General features: G+C 69.9%; 1 protein-coding gene (only partly in view). It reads right to left on the bottom strand.

All 19,726 nt of this window come from inside a single coding sequence — locus ACFWUP_RS11585, non-ribosomal peptide synthase/polyketide synthase, on the bottom strand. Of the gene's 44,757 coding nucleotides, 17,453 precede the window and 7,578 follow it; the stretch shown corresponds to coding positions 17,454–37,179 (codon 5,818, partial, through codon 12,393, complete); the first complete codon in reading order (the gene reads right to left) occupies positions 19,723–19,725. Both codon boundaries (start and stop) fall beyond the window edges.

Raw genomic sequence — 19,726 nt, 5'->3', positions numbered from 1 at the left:
GCCGAGTTCGATACGGAAGCCGCGGATCTTCACCTGGAAGTCGGTGCGGCCCCGGTAGTCGAGTTCGCCGTTGTGCCAGGCCACCAGGTCACCGGTGCGGTACATGCGGGCACCGTCGGCGAACGGGTTGGCGACGAAACGATCGGCCGTGAGATCGGCGCGACCGAAGTAGCCGCGAGCCAGCTGGGCGCCGGCCAGGTACAGCTCACCGGCGACACCGTCGGGCACCGGACGCAAACGCTCGTCGAGCACGTAGACCTGGCTGTTCCACTCGGGCGAACCGATGGAAACCGAGCCCTGATCGGCGGCGTTGACCCGGTGCGAGGTGATCGAGACCGCGGCCTCGGTCGGGCCGTACAGGTTGAACAGCTCGGTGCGGCTGAACTCGGCGCGGAAGCGCTGAGCCAGCGAACCCGGCAGCGCTTCACCGATGGCCAGGACCCGCCACAGCGAATCGGGCATCCCGGAAGCGAGCAGCGCGTCGAGCATCGACGGCACCACATGCAGCGTGGTGACCCATTCGCGGGCCATCAGCTCGTTGAGGTAGGCCGGGTCGCGATGGCCGTCGGGCGAGGCGATCACCAAGCGACCACCACAGACCGCGGCCGACCAGAATTCCCAGACCGAGAGGTCGAAGGTGGCGGCGGTCTTGAGCAGCACCGCGTCGGCGGCGTCCATGCCGAACTCGATCAGCTTCCACTGCAGCTGGTTGGCGATCGCGCCGTGCGGGACGGCGACACCCTTCGGTCGGCCGGTGGAGCCGGACGTGAAGATCACGTACGCGGTGTTCTCCGAACGCAGGGGTTCCGTGCGCTCGGCATCGGAAATCGGTGCGGCACTGAGCGATTCCAGCTCGAGCTCGTCGATGCGCACCACAGGGGCGACATCGGTGGTGAACTCGGCGTTGGTCAGCACGCAGACCGGTGCCGCCGTCTCGAGGATGTAGTCGGTGCGCTCGGCCGCCTGATCGGGATCGACCGGCACGTACGCACCACCGGACTTGGCGACCGCGTACATCGCGACAACCAGATCCACCGAACGACGCATCGCCAAAGCGACCCGCGACTCCGGGCCCACACCGAGCGAGATCAGGTGCCGCGCAAGGCGGTTCACCTTCGCGTCGACTTCGGCGTAGGTGAGCTGGGCGCCGTCGTCGGCGACCAGCGCGGTCGCCTTCGGGTCGGCGGCCACGGACGCATCGAGCAGCGAGACCAAGGTGGCCTCGGTGTCGACCGCGTACGCCGTGGCGTTGCGGGCGTCGAGGATCTGGACACGTTCGGCCGGTGCGAGGAGTTCGATATCGCCGACCGCGGTGCGCGGGGTGGCGACGATCGCGCCGAGCAGACGGACGAACCGCTCCACGAACCCTTCGACCGTGGCGTGGTCGAACAGGTCGGTAGCGTAGGTGAACAGACCCGAAATGCCTTCGGGCTCACCGGCATCGGTGTAGCGGTCGGTGGCGATCAGGTGCAGGTCGAACTGCGACAGCTTGGAGTCGATGTCGAGTCCGGAGACCGTCAGACCGGGCAGTTCCAGGGTGGCGCGGCTGAGGTTCTGGAACGACAGGCCGACCTGGAACAGCGGGTGGCGCGCGGTAGAGCGGACAGGGTTGAGCACCTCGACGAGACGCTCGAACGGCACGTCGGCGTTGGCGAACGCCGCGATGTCGTCCTCGCGCTGGCGGGCCAGCAGTTCGGTGAAGGCTTCGCCGCCGTCGACCTTGGTGCGGAACACCAGGGTGTTGACGAACATGCCGATCATGTCGTCCAGGGCCGCTTCGCCACGACCGGCCATCGGGGTGCCGATGGCGATGTCGTCGGTGCCCGACAGGCGGGCCAGCAGTACCGCGAGGGCGGTGTGCACAACCATGAACAGCGTCGCACCTTCGGCGCGGGCCAGTTCGACCAGCGCGCGGTGGGTGTCGGCGTCGATCTGGAGGTCGACCTTGCTACCGGCGAAGGTCTGCACCGCCGGGCGCGGACGGTCGGCGGGCAGGTCGAGCTGATCGGGCAGGTCGGCGAGAGCCTGCCTCCAGTGCGCGACCTGCTTGGCCGCCATCGAGTCGGCGTCGTCCTCGCTGCCGAGGAGGTCGCGCTGCCAGATGCTGTAGTCGGCGTATTGGACCGCGAGGGGCGCCCAGCCGGGCTCGGCGCCCATGGAGCGGGCCGCGTAGGCGGTCATCAGGTCGCGGGTCAGCGGGGCGACCGAGGAACCGTCACCGGAGATGTGGTGGATGACCAGGGCAAGGACGAAGTCGCCCGCGATGCTCCCGGCGGGCCCGGAGGCGGTAGCGGAGCGTGACCACGCAGGGCCCTCGAGAGCATCGCCATCGGATACAGCGTTCTCGACACGGAAGAGAGCGACCTTCAGTGGCACCTCGGTCGTGACGTCGAACATCGTCGACATCAGTTCCGCGACAGCGGTTTCCATCTCGTCGGCGGCGACCGTGCGCTCGAGCAGTTCCGGCGCGGCCTGTGCGGGCGACAGGATCACCTGTGCCGCACCGGCTTCGGTCTGCGGGTAGATCGTGCGCAGGATCTCGTGGCGGGCCACCAGGTCGGCGACGGCCGCACGCAGCGCGTTCACGTCGAGCTCGCCGGTGAGGCGCACCGCGACCGGCACGTTGTAAGCCGCGGACTGGGTGTCGAAGCGGTTGAGGAACCACATCCGCTGCTGCGCGAGCGACAGCGGGATGAACTCGGGACGCGGGCCCGCCTTCAGTGCCTTACGATCACCGGTTTCGGCGTGCTGCTCGACCCGCTGGGCCAGGGCAGCGACCGTGGACGCCTCGAACAGCAGACGCACGGGGATGCGGGTGTCCAGTGCCTCGCCGAGACGCGCCGCGACCTGCGTGGCCAGCAGCGAGTTGCCGCCCCAGGCGAAGAAGTCGTCGTCGAGGCCGAACTGCTTGTCGGCGTCGAGGCGAAGGACCTCGGCGAAGGTGGCGGCGACGAGCTGTTCGCTCGGGCTCACCGGCGCGCGGAACACAGCCTTCTCGACCTCGGGCTCCGGGAGAGCCTTGCGGTCGAGCTTGCCGTTGGCGTTGAGCGGCAGGGCGTCGAGCTGCAGGAACACGGTCGGAACCATGTAGGACGGCAGTTCGGCGGCGAGTGCGGCACGGAGTGCGATCTTGTCGACCGGCGCGCCGGGCTCGACCGAGGTCGCGGCGTCGCCGGATTCCGCAAGCGCTTCGCCCGCGACACGGTCGGCCACGATGTAGGCGACCAGGCGATCGCCGACGACGGGGTCGGTGTGGGCGAGCACGGCAGCCGACGTGATGCCGGGCTGACGCAGCAGCGCGGCTTCGATCTCGCCGAGTTCGATGCGGAAACCGCGGATTTTCACCTGGAAGTCGGTGCGGCCCCGGTAGTCGAGTTCGCCGTCGGCGTTCCAGGCGACGAGGTCACCGGTGCGGTACATGCGTTCGCCGGTCACCGAGAACGGGTCGGCGACGAAGCGGTCGGCGGTGAGGTCGGCGCGACCGTAGTAGCCGCGGGCCAGCTGGGCGCCGGCCAGGTACAGCTCGCCGGAGACACCCACCGGGACCGGGCGCAGGCGCGAATCCAGCACGTAGACACGGCTGTTCCACTCCGGGGCACCGATCGACACCGACACCGTGTCCGCGTCGGTGACCGCGTGGCTGGTGATCGAGACCGCGGCCTCGGTCGGGCCGTACAGGTTGAACAGCGCGGCGGTATTGGCCGTGCGGAAACGCTGCGCGGTCGCGGCGGGCAGCGCCTCACCGATGGCGAGGACGCGGTGCAATGTACGCGGCAGTGCCGCACCGGATTCGGTGAGCAGTGCGTCGAGCATCGACGGCACCACGTGCAGGGTGGTGACGGCGGTGGCCCGCATCAGGTCGTTGAGGTAGGCCGGGTCGCGGTGTCCGTCGGCGGTGGCGACCACAAGGCGGGCGCCGGCGACGGCGGCGGTCCAGAACTCCCAGACCGAGAGGTCGAAGGTGGCTGCGGTCTTGAGCAGCACCGCGTCATCGGCACCGATCCCGAATTCGGCCGTCTCCCACAGCAACTGGTTGACGATCGCGCCGTGCGAGACCGCGACACCCTTGGGCTTGCCGGTCGAGCCGGACGTGAAGATCACGTACGCGGTGTTCGCCGGGACCAGGGCCACGCCGGTGATCGCGGCATCGCTGACATCGCTCAGGTCGAGCTCGTCGAGCACGACCACTTCGGCTGCCGCCGTGCTGAATTCGGCGTTCGCCGTGGTCAGCACAACAGCCGGGGCTGCGGTTTCCAGGATGTAGTCGGTGCGCTCGGCGGGCTGATCCGGGTCGATCGGCACATACGCAGCACCCGTGCGGGCCACCGCGTACATCGCGATGATCAGTTCGGCCGAGCGGCGCATCGCCAGCGCCACCCGATCCTCGGAGCTGATACCGAGCGAGATCAGGTGCCTGGCGAGGCGGTTCACTTCCGCGTCCAGCTCGGCATAGGTCAGCTCGATACGACCGGCAGTTTCGACAGCTGTCGCGCTGCTACGGGCAGTACCACCGTCGGCGCCGCGTTCGTCTGCGACCGCAACGCCCGCGGCGAAGGTATCGCCCGCAGCGTCGGAGTTGTCGACGGCCGAGGCGACCGTCTCCGTTGCGAGGCCCACCGGGGTGCGGCCCTGCGCGTCGTCCACGACCAGCGCGATGGCGTCGGGGGTGGCCGCCACGGTGGCGTCGAGCAGCGACACCAGGGTGGCGTCGGTGTCGACAGCATGCGCGGTGTCGTTCCAGGCGGTGACGATGCGCTCGGATTCCGGCGTGGTGAGCAGGTCGATGTCGCCGACCGGGATGGTGGCGTCGGCGGCGACCGCGTCGAGGACCAGCAGGAAGCGGTCGGCGAAGCTCTGGACCGTCGACTCGTCGAAAAGGTCGATGGCGTAACCGAATTCGGTGACCAGCTGGGCGGGTGCGCCGTCGTCGGTGTAGCGGTCGTAGAGGGTGACGTGCAGGTCGGTCTTGGCCAGCTGCGAGTCGTAGTCGACGGCGCTGACCGTGAGACCCGGCAGTTCGAAGGTGGTGTCGGCCAGGTTCTGGAACGACAGGCCCACCTGGAACAGCGGGTTGCGCGCGGTGGAGCGGACCGGGTTGAGCACCTCGACGAGGCGCTCGAACGGCACGTCGGCGTTGGCGAAGGCTTCCAGGTCGCGGTTGCGCACGTCGGCGAGCAGTTCGGCGAAGGAGGCGCCGGGGTTCACGGCGGTGCGGAACACCAGGGTGTTGACGAACATGCCGATCAGGTCGTCGAGTTCGCGTTCACCACGGCCAGCGATGGGGGTGCCGACGGCGATGTCGTCGGTGCCCGACAGGCGCGCGAGCAGCACGGCCAGTGCGGCGTGCACGACCATGAACAGCGAGGCGTTGTTCGCCCTGGCCAGATCGTGCAGGGCCGCGTGGCGGACCGGGTCGATCTCGAAGCGGATGGCCTGACCCTGGAACGACTGCGCGGGCGGGCGCGGCCGGTCGGTGGGCAGTTCCAACTGGTCGGGCAGGCCCGCGAGGGCTTCGGTCCAGTAGGCGACCTGCTTGGCGGCGAGGGATTCGGTGTCGGCCTCGTCGCCGAGGACCTCCCGCTGCCAGAGCGCATAGTCGGCGTACTGCACGGGCAGCGGCGCCCACTGCGGCGCCTCGCCCTGCACGCGGGCCACGTAGGCGGCCATGATGTCGCGGGCGAGCGGGCCCATCGAGGAGCCGTCGGCGGAGACGTGGTGCACGGTGAATGCGAGCACGTGGTCGGTCTCGCTGAGCTCGAACAGCGCGACCGCCAGCGGCACCTCGCGGGTGACGTCGAAGGTGGTCATCGCGAATTCGATGACCGCGCCGAGCAATTCGGATTCGTCGACATCGATATGGAGCACCTGCGCGCTGACCTGCGAGTTCGGCAGGATCACCTGGTGCGGGCCGTCAGCCGAGGCCGGGTAGGTGGTGCGCAGCATCTCGTGGCGGGCGAACACGTCGCCGATGGCCTGTTCGAGGGCGGGCACGTCGAGGTCGCCCGTGAGGCGGACGGCGAGGGGGATGTTGTCGACCGCGGAGGTCGACGTGTCGAACTGGTTGAGGAACCAGTAGCGCTGCTGGGCGGGCGACAGCGGGATGACGGCGGGCCGCTCCCCCGCGGTCAGGCGCGGACGGGCGCGGCCGGAACCGGCGTTGTGCTCGGCGCGGGCGGCCAGCGCGGACACGGTCGAGGCCTCGAACAGGTCGCGGACCGACAGCTGGGTGTCCAGGGCGGCGCCGATGCGGGCGGTGACCTGGGTGGCCAGCAGCGAGTTGCCGCCGAGTTCGAAGAAGTCGTCGTCGGCGCCGACGCGGGTCACGCCGAGCACGTCGCCGAAGGTGCCCGCCACGATCTCTTCGATCGGGGTGGACGCGGCGCGGAACACCTTGGCCTCGAACACGGGCGCGGGCAGCGCCTTGCGGTCGAGCTTGCCGGAAGCGTTGAGCGGGAAGGCATCCAGGATCACGAACGCGGTGGGCACCATGTAGGTCGGCAGTGCGCCGCCGAGCTCGGTGCGCACGGCGTCGAGGTCGATGCTGGTACCGGCGGCCGGGATCAGGTAGCCGACCAGCTGGTCGCCGAGGCGCTCGTCGGAGCGGACCACGACCACAGACTGGGCGATTGTGGGCAGTGCGGTCAGCGCGGACTCGATCTCGCCGAGTTCGATGCGCAGACCACGCAGCTTCACTTGGAAGTCGGTGCGGCCCAAGTACTCCAGCTCGCCGTCGCCCGTCCAGGTGACGAGGTCACCCGTGCGGTACATGCGCTCGCCGTCTTCACCGAACGGGTCGGCGACGAAGCGGTCGGCGGTGAGGTCGGGGCGGTTGACGTAACCGCGCGCCAGCTGGACACCAGCCAGGTACAGCTCGCCGGGCACACCGACGGGCACCGGGTGCAGGCGCGAATCCAGCACGTACACCTGGGTATTGAAGACCGGGGCACCGATCGGCACCGAGGTGATATCGGCGTCGACGACCTCGTGGAAGGTGACGTCGACGGCGGCTTCGGTCGGGCCGTAGAGGTTGTGCAGCGATGCGCCGGTGAGGGCGCGCATCCGCTGGGCGGTCGGCGCGGGCAGGGCCTCACCGGAGGCGAACACCAAACGCAAGGTCGACGCCGTCGCGGTGCCTGCGGTCTCTCCCGCGACCACGGAATCGGCAACCGTGCCGTCGGCGGGTGCGGGCGCGGTGCCGGCCGAAGCGACAGCGGCACGGTCGGCGAGTTCGGCTACGAACACCGACATCATCGACGGCACGAAGTGCGCGGTGGTGACACCCTCGGTGGCGATGATCTCGGCGAGGTAGGCCGGATCGCGGTGACCGTCGGGCTTGGCGACGACGAGACGCGCACCGATCTGCAAGGGCCAGAAGAACTCCCACACCGACACGTCGAACGTGGCGGGCGTCTTCTGCAGCACTACGTCGGCCTCGGTCAGGCCGTACTGCTCCTGCATCCACACGAGGCGGTTGACGATCGCACCGTGGCTGACCGCCACACCCTTCGGACGACCCGTCGAACCCGACGTGAAGATCACGTACGCGGTGTTCTCCGGCCGCACCGGGGTGATCCGCTCGGCATCGGTGACCGGTTCGGCCGAGTAGCCGGACAGGTCGAGGCTCTCGATGTTCAGCGCCGTGGTCGAACCGGCGTCGAATTCGTCACGGGCAGTGGTCAATACGCAGACCGGAGCCGCGGTTTCCAGGACGTAGTGAGTGCGCTCGGCCGGGTGGTCGGGGTCCAGCGGCACGTAAGCACCACCGGCCACGCTCACCGCGTACATGCCGATCACCAGGTCCAGCGAGCGGCGCATCCCGAGCGCGACCATGGTGTCCGGGCCGACGCCCTGGGCGATGAGGTGGCGGGCGAGGCGGTTCACCTGTGCGGAGAACTCGCGGTAGGACAGACTCGTCCCCTCGAAAGTGAGGGCGGTCGCGTTCGGGCTGGTCGCGGCCTGTGCCTCGAACATCGACACCAGCGTGGCGGCCTGGTCGACCGGATGCTCGGTGGCGTTCCAGTCGGTGACCACCTGGCGGTATTCGGCCGGGGCCAGCAGGTCGACCTCGCCGATCGCGCGGGTCGGCTCGGCGACGACCGCGGTCAGCATCCGCACCAGTCGCTGTGCCAGCGCGGCGATGGTGTCGGCGTCGAACATGTCTGTCGCGTAGGCGAATTCGGCCGACATGCCGTCGGCGGAACCGTCGGCACGGTGGCGGTCGGTCAGGTTCAGGTGCAGGTCGAACTTGGCGGTGACCACGTCCAGCGGCACGCCCGCGACCTCGAGGCCGGGCAGTTCGAAGGATGCCTCACCGGTGTTCTGGAACGACAGCATCACCTGGAACAGCGGGTGGCGTGCCTGCGAACGGGCCGGGTTCAGGATCTCGACGAGCCGCTCGAACGGCAGGTCGGCGTGGCCGAAGGCGGCGAGGTCGTTCTCCCTGGTCTGGGCGAGCAGGTCGGCGAACGGCTGGGCCGGGTCGACGGTGCTGCGCAGCACGAGGGTGTTGACGAACATGCCGATGGCATCGTCGAGCACCGCTTCACCACGGCCCGCGACGGCGGTGCCGATGGCGATGTCGTCGCTGCCCGACAGGCGGGCCAGCAGTGCGGCGAACGCGGCGTGCACGACCATGAACAGGCTGGCGCCGTGTTCGCGGGCGAGCGCGTTGAGGCTCGCCGCCAGGGTCGGGTCGATCGAGAACTCGTGCACGCCACCGCGATTGGACGCCACGGCGGGACGGGCGCGGTCGGCGGGCAAATCGAGCTGGTCGGGCAACCCGGCCAGATTCTGCGACCAGTAGGCCACCTGCTGGGCGATCATCGACGCCGAATCCGCTTCGGAACCAAGGGTTTCGCGCTGCCACAGGGCGAAGTCGGCGTACTGCACGGGCAGCGGTGCCCAGCCGGGCGCCTCACCGCGCGAGCGGGCGGCGTAGGCGATCATCACGTCGCGGGCCAGCGGGCGCACCGACCAGCCGTCGCCGGAGATGTGGTGCACGACGAAGACCAGCACGTGGGTGTCGGGGTGCGAGCCGTCCATCGAGCCCGCGATGCGCAGCAGTTCGGCGCGCACCGGGACTTCGGCGGTGACGTCGAATCCGGCGAGTACGAGTTCGCTGATCCGATCGCGAATCTCGTCCTCGCCCACGGTGATCGGGTTCAGCGAGATCGGCATCTGGCTCACGGGCAGCACAACCTGCACGCCGTGGCCGTCAGCGGTTTCGGGGTAGACGGTGCGCAGGACCTCGTGGCGTTCGACCACGTCGACGACGGCTTGGCGCAGGGCGTCGATGTCGAGGTCGCCGGTCAGGCGCACGGCGAGGGGGATGTTGTTGACGCCGGTGGCGCTGTCGAACCGGTTGAGGAACCACATGCGCTGCTGCGCCAGCGACAGCGGGATCTGCTCGGGGCGCGATCCGGCGACGAGCTCGCGACGGCTGCCGCTGCCCGCATGGGTTTCCACCTTGGCGGCCAATGCGGCCACCGACGGCGCCTCGAACAGCACGCGCACGGGCACGCGGGTGTCCAGCGCCGCACCGAGGCGGGCAACCACCTGGGTGGCGATGAGCGAGTTGCCGCCCAGGTCGAAGAAGTCGTCGTCGAGGCCGACCGCGCTGTCGCCGGTCAGGCCGAGCACCTCGGCGAAGGTGGTGGCGACGATCTCCTCGATCGGGGTGCGCGGCGCACGGAACTCCCGCGCCTCGAACACCGGCTCGGGCAGGGCACGGCGGTCGAGCTTGCCGTTGGCGCTGAGCGGCATCTCGTCGATGACGACGAACGCGGCCGGGACCATGTAGGACGGCAGCTGAGCGCCGAGCTGCGCACGCAGCGAATCGATGTCGACGGTCTCGCCGGTTGCCGGGACGACGTAACCGACGAGCTGGTCGCCGGTGCGCGCATCCGAACGCACGACCACCACGGCCTGCGCGACGGTGTTCTGCGCGGTGAGCGCGGCCTCGATCTCGCCGAGCTCGATGCGCAGACCACGCAGCTTGACCTGGAAGTCGGTGCGGCCGAGGTAGGTGATCACGCCGTTCTCGTCGCGGCGGACGAGGTCGCCGGTGCGGTACATGCGGGCGCCCGCGGTGCCGTCGCCGGAGTCGGTGTGCGAACCCGCGATGCTCTGGGCGGTGCTGCCAGTGGCGAACGGGTCGGCGACGAAGCGGTCGGCGGTCAGGTCGGGGCGGCCGAAGTAGCCGCGGGCCAGCTGGGCACCCGCGAGGTACAGCTCGCCTGCCACACCGGCGGGGACCGGGTGCAGGCGCGAGTCCAGGACGTAGGCCTGCGAGTTCCAGACCGGCGCGCCGATCGGAACGGCACCGTCGACCTGGTCGGCGACCGGGCCGTGCGTCGCGTGGACGGTGAACTCGGTGGGGCCGTACAGGTTGAACAGGGCCGCGTCGCTCACCTTGCGGAAGGCGACGACGGTATCGGCGGTGAAGGCCTCGCCGGCGATCAGCAGAGCGCGCAGCGAGGACAGAGCTCCGCCCTCGACAGCGGCTTCATCGACACTGCCAGCGAAAACGGTGAGCATCGACGGCACGAACGAGGTCATCGTGACCCGTTGCGCGGCAATGACATCCGCGAGGTACTGCGGATCGCGGTGACCGTCGGGGCTGGCCACGACGATCCGGCCGCCGGTGCTCAGCGGGCCGAACAGCTCCCACACCGACACGTCGAAGGTGGCGGGGGTCTTGAAGAGCACCACATCGTCGGCGCCGATGCCGTATTCGCCGGTGATCCAGCGGATCTGGTTGACCACGGCCGAGTGCGGCACGGCCACGCCCTTGGGTCGACCGGTCGAGCCGGAGGTGAAGATGACGTAGGCCGGGTGCTGCGGGAGCAGCGGCGCGATCCGCTCGGCATCGGTGACCGGGGTCGCCGGGTACGCCGAGAGGTCGATCGCGTCGACGACGAGCGTGAGCGGGTCACCCGCGACGGCGCCGCCGACGGCCGAGCGCATCCCTGCGGACGAGCCAGTCGCGACGTCCTCGCCGGTGGCGGCGACCTGGCCGGTCGCGGTCGCGGCAGGATCGGCAACGGCGCGCGAACCGACGGCAGCCTCATCGAGTCCGAACCCGTCGCGGGACGTGGTGAGGATGGCTACCGGGGCGGCCGTCTCCAGCACGTAGGCGATGCGGTCGGCGGGCTGGTCCAGGTCGAGCGGCACGTAGCCACCGCCTGCTTCCTGCACCGCGTAGGCGGCGACGACCAGGTCGATACTGCGACGCAGGCCGAGCGCGACCAGGGTCTCGGGGCCGACACCGGCTTCGATCAGGCGATGCGCCAAACGGTGCACGCGCGAAGCGAATTCGGCATAGGTGAGGGTTTCGCCGGTGGCGGGGTCGACCATCGCGACCGCGTCCGGGGTGGCCGCAGCCTGGCGGGCGAACTCGTCCACCAGCGTGCCCGCGCCGGGCAGCTCGTGGGCGGTGTCGTTCCAACCGTGTACCGCCAGTGCGGTTTCGGCGGAATCGAGCAGCGCGATGTCGCCGACGGCGCGGTTCGGGGTCGCCGCGATCTCGGTGAGCAGGCGGGCGAAGCGGGCGCCGAAGCGATCCATCGTCGCCGCGTCGAACAGGTCCGTCGCGTAGATCAGCTCGGCGACGATCCCCGATGCGTCACCCGGCTTCTCGGTGAGCACGACCTGCAGGTCGAACTTGGCCACGTCGATCGGCAGGTCGACGCCGCTGACGGTCAGACCAGGCAGTTCCAGGCTGGTCTGGGCGGTGTTCTGGAAGGCCAGCATGACCTGGAACAGCGGGTGGCGGGCCTGCGAGCGGGCCGGGTTGATGATCTCGACGAGACGCTCGAACGGCAGGTCGGCGTGGCCGAAGGCGGCGATGTCGCCCGCGCGGACCTCGCCGAGCAGGTCGGTGAAGCTGGCGTCGCCGTCGACCTCGGTGCGCAACACCAGGGTGTTGACGAACATGCCGATCAGGTCGTCGAGGGCGCGCTCACCACGGCCCGCGATGGGGGTGCCGATGGCGATGTCGTTCTCGCCGGACAGGCGCGAGAGCAGCAGCGCGAGGGCCGCGTGGGCGACCATGAACAGCGTCGCGCCGCGGGTGCGGGCCAGGTCTGCCAGTGCCGCATGGGTTTTCGCGTCGATCTCGAAGGTGTGGGTGGCGCCGCGTCCGCTGGCGACCGCGGGGCGCGGCCGGTCGGCGGGCAGATCGAGCTGTTCGGGCAGGCCGCGCAGCGTCGTTCCCCAGTACGAGATCTGCTGGGCGATCACCGATTTCGCGTCGTCCTCGTCACCGAGCACCGAACGCTGCCACAGCGCGAAGTCGGCGTACTGGACGTCGAGGGGACGCCAGGCCGGTTCCGCGCCTTCGACGCGGGCGCTGTAGGCGGTCATCACGTCGCGGGTGAGCGGACCCATGGAGAAGCCGTCGGCCGAGATGTGGTGCACGACAAGGGCGAGCACGTGTTCGGTCGGGCTGATCTCGAACAGGGCGGCGCGGAACGGCACCTCGGTGGTGACGTCGAATGCGGTGAGCACCAGCTCCGAAAGGCGTTGCGGCAGTTCGGCGGCGGTGGTCTCGATCGGCGCGAGGTCGGGAATGACCTTGCCGGTCGGGACGATCACCTGGTAGCCGGCGCCGGAAACCTCCGGGTAGTAGCTACGCAGGGACTCGTGGCGGGCGAGCACGTCGGCCACGGCCACCTGCAGCGCCTGGCGGTCGAGCAGGCCCGAGAGACGAACGGCGGCGGGGATGTTGTCCACCGCGGACTCGGGGTCGAAGCGGTTGAGGAACCACATGCGCTGCTGCGCGAGCGACAGCGGCACCCGTTCCGGACGCTGCTGCGGCACCAGCGGCGAGCGGCGTTCGGTACCGGAGTGCGTCTCCGCGCGGGCGGCCAGCCCGGCGACGGTGGAGGACTCGAACAGCTCGCGCACGCCGATATCGGTGTCGAGCGCGGACGACAGGCGGGCGGCGACCTGGGTGGCGGTGAGCGAGTTGCCGCCGAGGGCGAAGAAGTCGTCGTCGAGGCCGACCCGGTCCAGGCCGAGCACACCGGCGAAGGTGGCGGCGACGATCTCCTCGACCGGGGTGGTCGGGGCGCGGAACACCGCGGCCTCGAACACCGGCGCGGGCAGCGCCTTGCGGTCGAGCTTGCCGGAGGCGTTGAGCGGGAACTCGTCGAGGACGATGATCACCGTGGGGACCATGTAGGCGGGCAGGTTATTGCCCAGTTCCTCGCGGGCGTCCTCGATGTCGACGGTGCGGCCGGTCGCCGGGATCACGTAGGCGACGAGCTGGTCGCCGGTGTGCTGATCGCCGCGCACGACGACCACCGACTGCGCGACCTCGTCGAGGCCGGTCAGGGCCGATTCGATCTCGCCGAGTTCGATGCGCAGACCGCGCAGCTTCACCTGGAAGTCGGTGCGGCCCAGGTATTCCAGCTCGCCGTGTTCGGTCCAGGCGACGAGGTCACCGGTGCGGTACATGCGTTCGCCGCCCGCGGGGCTGCCGGCGGGCCCGGAGGCGGTAGCGGAGCGTGACCACGCAGGGCCTCCGGCTGCCCCGCCATCGGATACAGCGCCGAACGGGCTGGCGACGAAGCGATCCGCGGTCAGATCCGGCCGTGCGACGTAACCGCGCGCCAGCTGATCACCGGCGAGGTACAGCTCACCCGCGACGCCGACCGGGACGGGGCGCAGGCGCGCGTCGAGGACGTAGACCTGCGTGTTGAAGACCGGCGCACCGATCGGCACGGTGTCTACATCGGCATCCACGACCTCGTGGAAGGTGACGTCGACGGCGGCCTCGGTGGGGCCGTACAGGTTGTGCAGCGCGGCACCGGTCAGCTCACGCAGACGGTGAGCGGGCTTGGGCGGCAACGCTTCACCGGAGGCGAACACCATCCGCAGCGAATCGCATTGCGCGGCAGCGGCATCGGCGACGAACACCGCGAGCATCGACGGCACGAAGTGCGTGACGGTGACGCCCTCGGCGCGAATGATCTCGGCGAGGTACGCCGGATCGCGATGGCCGTCGGGCTTCGCGACGACCAGTCGCGCACCGATCTGCAAGGGCCAGAAGAACTCCCACACCGACACGTCGAACGTGGCGGGCGTCTTCTGCAGCACCACATCGGCCTCGGTCAGACCGTAGGCCTCCTGCATCCACACGAGGCGGTTGACGATCGCACCGTGGCTCACCGCCACGCCCTTCGGACGACCCGTCGAACCTGACGTGAAGATCACGTACGCGGTGTTCTCCGGACACAGCGGCGCGATGCGCTCGGCATCGGTGACCTGGGTGTCGGTGTAGCCGTCGAGGTCGAGCAGGTCGATGCGGACCTGCGCGGTGTCGATCTCCAGATCGGTGCCCGAGGTGAGCACGCACACCGGATCCGCTGTCGCCAGAATGTATTCCGTGCGCTCGGCCGGGTGATCGGGGTCGAGCGGCACGTAGGCGCCACCGGCCACGCTCACCGCGTACATGCCGACGACCAGGTCGAGCGAGCGGCGCATACCCAGTGCCACATAGGTTTCCGGGCCGACGCCGCGGTCGATCAGCCAGCGCGACAGGCGGTAGACCCGCTGGGCGAACTCGGCGTACGACAGGCTCTCGCCCTCGAAGGACAGGGCGGTGGCCTGCGGCGTGCGGGCGACCTGCGCCTCGAACATCGAGACGAGGGTGGCCTGCTGGTCGACCTCGTGCGCGGTCGAGTTCCACTCGCGCACAACCAGTTCGCGTTCGGCGGCGTCGAGCAGTTCGATATCGCCCACTGCGACAGTCGGTTCCGTGGTGATCGCGGTGAGCACTCGGATGAGGCGTTCGGCGATGCGGTGCACGGTGGCGGCGTCGAACAGGTCGCTCAGGTAGCCGGCGCGGATGCGCAGCTGGGTGTCGAGCTGGGCGATCAGCGACAGCGGGTAGTGGGTGGCGTCGGCGGCGTCGAGTCCGGTGACGGCCATGCCGTCGATGTCGGCGGCCTGGGCCTTGATGCCCTCGGCGTCGACGGGGTAGGACTCGAAGACCACCAGGGAGTCGAACAGGCCACCGATGCCGGCGGCGGTCTGGATCTCGGCGAGGCCGATGTAGTGGTGGTCGAGGAGGTCGGCCTGCTCGCCCTGGGTGCGGGTGAGCACGTCGCGCACCGATTCGGCGGCGTCGAAACGCACGCGCACCGGGACGGTGTTGATGAACAGGCCGACCATGGATTCCACGCCCGAGAGCTGCGCGGGACGGCCGGACACGGTGGTGCCGAAGAGCACGTCGTCGCGGCCGGTCATCCGGCCGAGCACGATCGACCAGGCGACCTGCAGGACAGTGTTCGGGGTAACGCCGAGGTCGGCGGCCAGCGCGACCAGGCGGGCCGTGGTGGGCTCGTCGAGGTCGAACAGGTACTCGTCGGACAGGGCGGCGATCTCGCGGCTCGCGTCGGGGCGGGCCAGCATGGTCGGCTCGGTGACGCCGCGCAGCGCGTGCGACCAGGCTTCGACCGAGACCGAATGATCCTGGCGGGCAACCCATTCCAGGAAGTGCCGGTAGGAGCGGACGGCGGGCAGCGCGCTCGCGTCGCCGTGCAGGGCGTAGAGGGCGAGCAGGTCGCGCATGACCAGCGGGGTCGACCAGCCGTCGAGCAGGATGTGGTGGTTGGACACCACGAAGCGCCATTCGTGCTCGGCGATCTGGATCAGCGTGAAGCGGATCAGCGGCGGGTTCGCCAGGTCGAAGCGAGCCGTGCGGTCGGCTTCGACGAGGTCGGCGTATTCGCCGGTCTCGATGCGGTCGTGTTCGGTCCAGGCCACGCGGGTGGTGTCGAGGACGACCTGGACGGCATTGCCGTCGTGGTCGGTGACGAACGCGGTGCGCAGGGTTTCGTGGCGATCCAGGAGTGCCTGGGCGGCGGCGCGCAGACGGGTGGCGTCGACGCGACCGGTGAGCGTGAGGACGGCCTGGGCGGTGTAGACGTCGACCGAGGTGGCTGCCAGCCGCGCGTGGAAGAACAGACCTGCTTGCAGCGCGGCCAGCGGCCACACCTGGGTCAGCTCGGGGTAGCGGGTTTCCCAGGTGTCGATGTCGCGCTGGGTGGCGCGCACGAGGGCGAAGTCGGACGGCGTGTGACCGCCCGCGTCGGCCGAATTGGCGTGCCGGGCAACGGCTTCCAGCGCGGTGATCCACAGATCGGCGAACTCGCGGACCTCGGCTTCGGCGAGCAGGGTGCTCGGGTAGCCGATGTTGGCGCTGAGCTTGTCGCCGACGACGATCGCGTTGACGTCGAGGGGTGCCATGGCGGGCATGTCGGCGTCGTAGGCGCCGCCGAGGGCGGCCAGCTCGGGTGCGGGGATCCAGCCGAAGCCGCGCAGGGCGTCGGGGACGTCGCTGTCGGCGACGCGGCCGAGGTAGTTGAAGCTGATCTGGCCGGGGAGCTGCGTGGGCAGTTCGGCGGCGGTCTCGGCGTTCATGTAGCGCAGCAGGCCGTAACCGATGCCCTTGTCGGGCACCGAAAGCAGCTGTTCCTTGACAGCCTTCACGGCCTGGCCCAGTGCGGGTCCACCGGCGAGGGCGGCGTCGATGTCGATGCCGGCCAGGTCGAGGCGGACCGGGAAGATGGCGGTGAACCAGCCGACGGTGCGAGACAGGTCGGCGCCGGGCGCGACCTCTTCCTCACGGCCGTGGCCTTCGAGACGCACGAGCAGGGCGTCGTTGTCCGTCGGCGCCCCGGCGACCGCACGGCGACCGTTCGACGCGGCGCTGTCGCCATTGCTCGACGTACCGGCCGAGCCGACGCGGGTGGAGCGCCACTTCGCCGCCGCGAGGGCCAGCGCGGTGAGCAGGCCGTCGTTGACGCCACCGTGGAACAGGGCGGGGACGGTGGTGAGCAGGGCCTTGGTGACCTCGGCGGACACCTCGACCGGCAGCTTCTCCACGACACCGGAGACGTCGACCGCAGGATCCATCGGCCGCTCGGTGAGCAGCGGGTCCGGGGTCGCGACGACCTCACGCCAGAAGTCGAGTTCGGCAGCGCGCTCGGTGCTCTTCGCCTCGTCGCCGAGGGCGTGCGCCCAGGCGCGCATGGAGGTGGCGGGGGCGCCGAGTTCGGGCTGCTGGCCCGAGGAGAGCTGGCCCCATGCGGAGACGAAGTCGGGCACGAGGATTCGCCAGGAAACACCGTCGACCACGAGGTGGTGGGCGACGACGATCAGGCGGCCTGCGCGAGAGGACGCGACATCCGGTTCCAGCCAGACGAAGCGCACGACGACACCGTTGGCCGGATCGAGGCGGTCGAGGCTGGCATCCAGTGCGGCCGAGGCGATTTCGACGAGTTCGGCGTCGGAGACGTTCGGGTCGAAGCTCGTGTGGTCGATCAGTTCGGTGGCGTCGACGGTGCCGGTGGGGGCGGTGGTGACGACCCAGCGACCGTCGACCTGGTGCAGGCGCGAGCGCAGCATGTCGTGGCGGTCGATGACCGCGCCGACGGTGGCGGCGATGCCCGCGCGGTCGATGCCGACCGGCAGTTCCAGTGCCATCGTCTGGTTGAACCGGTTGTACGAACCGGAGCGCTCCGCCATGAACCGCACGACCGGGGTCAGCGGCATCTCGCCGACGCCACCGCCCGGCAACTCGGCGAGGGTGATCGCGGAAGCCGCTGCGACATCGGCGGTTTCGGCGACCGAGGCCAGGCCGGCGACGGTGCGCTGTTCGAAGACGTTGCGCGGGGAGAAGAGCACGCCGCGGGCCTTGGCGCGGGAGACGAGCTGGATGGAGACGATCGAGTCGCCGCCGAGGGCGAAGAACGAATCGTCCACGCCGACGCGCTCCACCCCGAGCACCTCGGCGAAGACTTCGGCGATGGTCTGCTCGATCGGGTTGCGCGCGGCCCGGAAGGTGACCTCGGTGGCGAACACCGGTTCCGGCAACGCTTTTCGGTCGAGCTTGCCGACCGGGGTGAGCGGCACGTGGTCGATCACCATGATCGACGACGGCACCATGTACGCGGGCAGACGGTCCTCGACGTATGCGGTCAGTGCGGCGACGTCGATCGAACGGCCCGGCGCGGCAACCACATACGCGACCAGCGAGACGGCGCCCGCGGCGCTCTTGTGGCCGACGGTGGTGGCGAAGTCGACGGTGTCGTGTGCGGCGAGGGCGGAGTCGATCTCGCCCAGTTCGATGCGGAAGCCGCGGATCTTGACCTGGAAGTCGGAGCGGCCGACGTACTCGACGGTGCGATCGGCGGTCCAGCGCACGACGTCACCGGTGCGGTACATCCGCTCCCCCGGCAGGAACGGGTCGGCGACGAACCGGTCGGCGGTGAGTCCGGCGCGGGCGTGGTAGCCGCGGGCCAGCTGGATGCCTGACAGGTACAGCTCACCCGCGACACCGACCGGAACGGGCTGGAGCTGCGCGTCCAGGATCAGCGAGCGCATGCCGCGCGTCGGTCCACCGATGGTGACCAGTTCGCCCGGCATCAGCGCGTCGCTGATGTTGGTCATGATCGTGGTCTCGGTGGGGCCATATCCGTTGTGGAAGGCACGAGTTGTGCCGTCCGCCAAGGGAACTGCCCACTTGCTGACCAGATCGGCGGGCACCGCTTCACCACCGGCGACCAGGACACGCAGCGAGTCGAGACCGCTGGGGTCGAAGGTGGCCAGGGCGGCGGGGGTGATGAAGGCGTGGGTGACCTGCTCGGTGCGGATCAGTTCGGACAGTTCGTCGCCGCCGTAGACACCCGGCGGGACGACGACCAGCGTGCCGCCGCGGGCCAGGGCCAGCAGCAGTTCGAGGATCGAGGCGTCGAACGAGGGCGAGGCGAAATGCAGTGCGCGCGTGTCGGTGTCGAGTGCGTAGCGCTTGGCCTGTTCCTCGCCGAAGTTGGCGAGACCGGCGTGGGTGACCACGACGCCCTTGGGCACGCCGGTGGAGCCGGAGGTGTAGATGACGTAGGCGGGCTGTTCGGGGCTGGTCTCACGGACCAGTTCGGCGTCGGAGATCGGCCCGCCGTCGAAGCGTGCGAGGTCCAGCTCATCGAGCACGAGCCAACCGGCCGCCGGAGCGTCCACAGTCGAGCTGCTGGCGGCCGTCTCGGATGTGCCGACCTGCGACTCGGCCGACGTCGCGCCCGCTGCCGGGCTGCCGGGTGTCGTCTCGGCCCCCTGCGACTCGGCCGAGATGTCGACCGCGGCATGCGGCGCGATGTCCGGCAGTCCGCCGAGTACGGAGGCGACGGTGATGCCCAGCGGCGAACCGGAGTCGGTGACCATATGGGCGATGCGGTCGGCGGGGTAGGTCGGGTCGACCGGAACGAAGGCCGCACCGGTCTTGGCGACGGCCCAGGCGGCCAGCACCGAGTCGGCCGAGCGCGGAACACCGATCGCGACGAGGTCTTCGGCGCCGATCCCCTCGGCGATCAGCAAGCGCGCCAACCGGTTCGAGCGTTCGTCGAGGTCCGCGTAGGACAGGGCTGTCCCCTGGAATACGACGGCGTCACCGGTCGGGTTCTGGGCGACGGCCTCGGCGAGGAGGTTGCGCAGGGTGCGGGCGGGCACCGGCGGTTCGCCGACGCGGAACACCAGGTCGGCCCGCTCGGCGGCGTCGAGCACGTCGATCGCGCCGACGGTGATGGCGGCGTCGGCGGCGATCGCCTCGAGGACGCGCTGCCAGCGCACGGCGATGCTTGCGACGGTTTCCTCGTCGAAGAGTTCGGTGGCGTAGTTCAGTGCCAGCGCCATGCCGCCGTGGCCGGGTTCGCCCAGTTCGGAG

It is taken from the genome of Nocardia sp. NPDC058658 (assembly GCF_042716665.1).
In the GTDB taxonomy this organism is placed as follows: domain Bacteria; phylum Actinomycetota; class Actinomycetes; order Mycobacteriales; family Mycobacteriaceae; genus Nocardia.
This window is presented reverse-complemented; position numbering and strand designations above follow the sequence as displayed.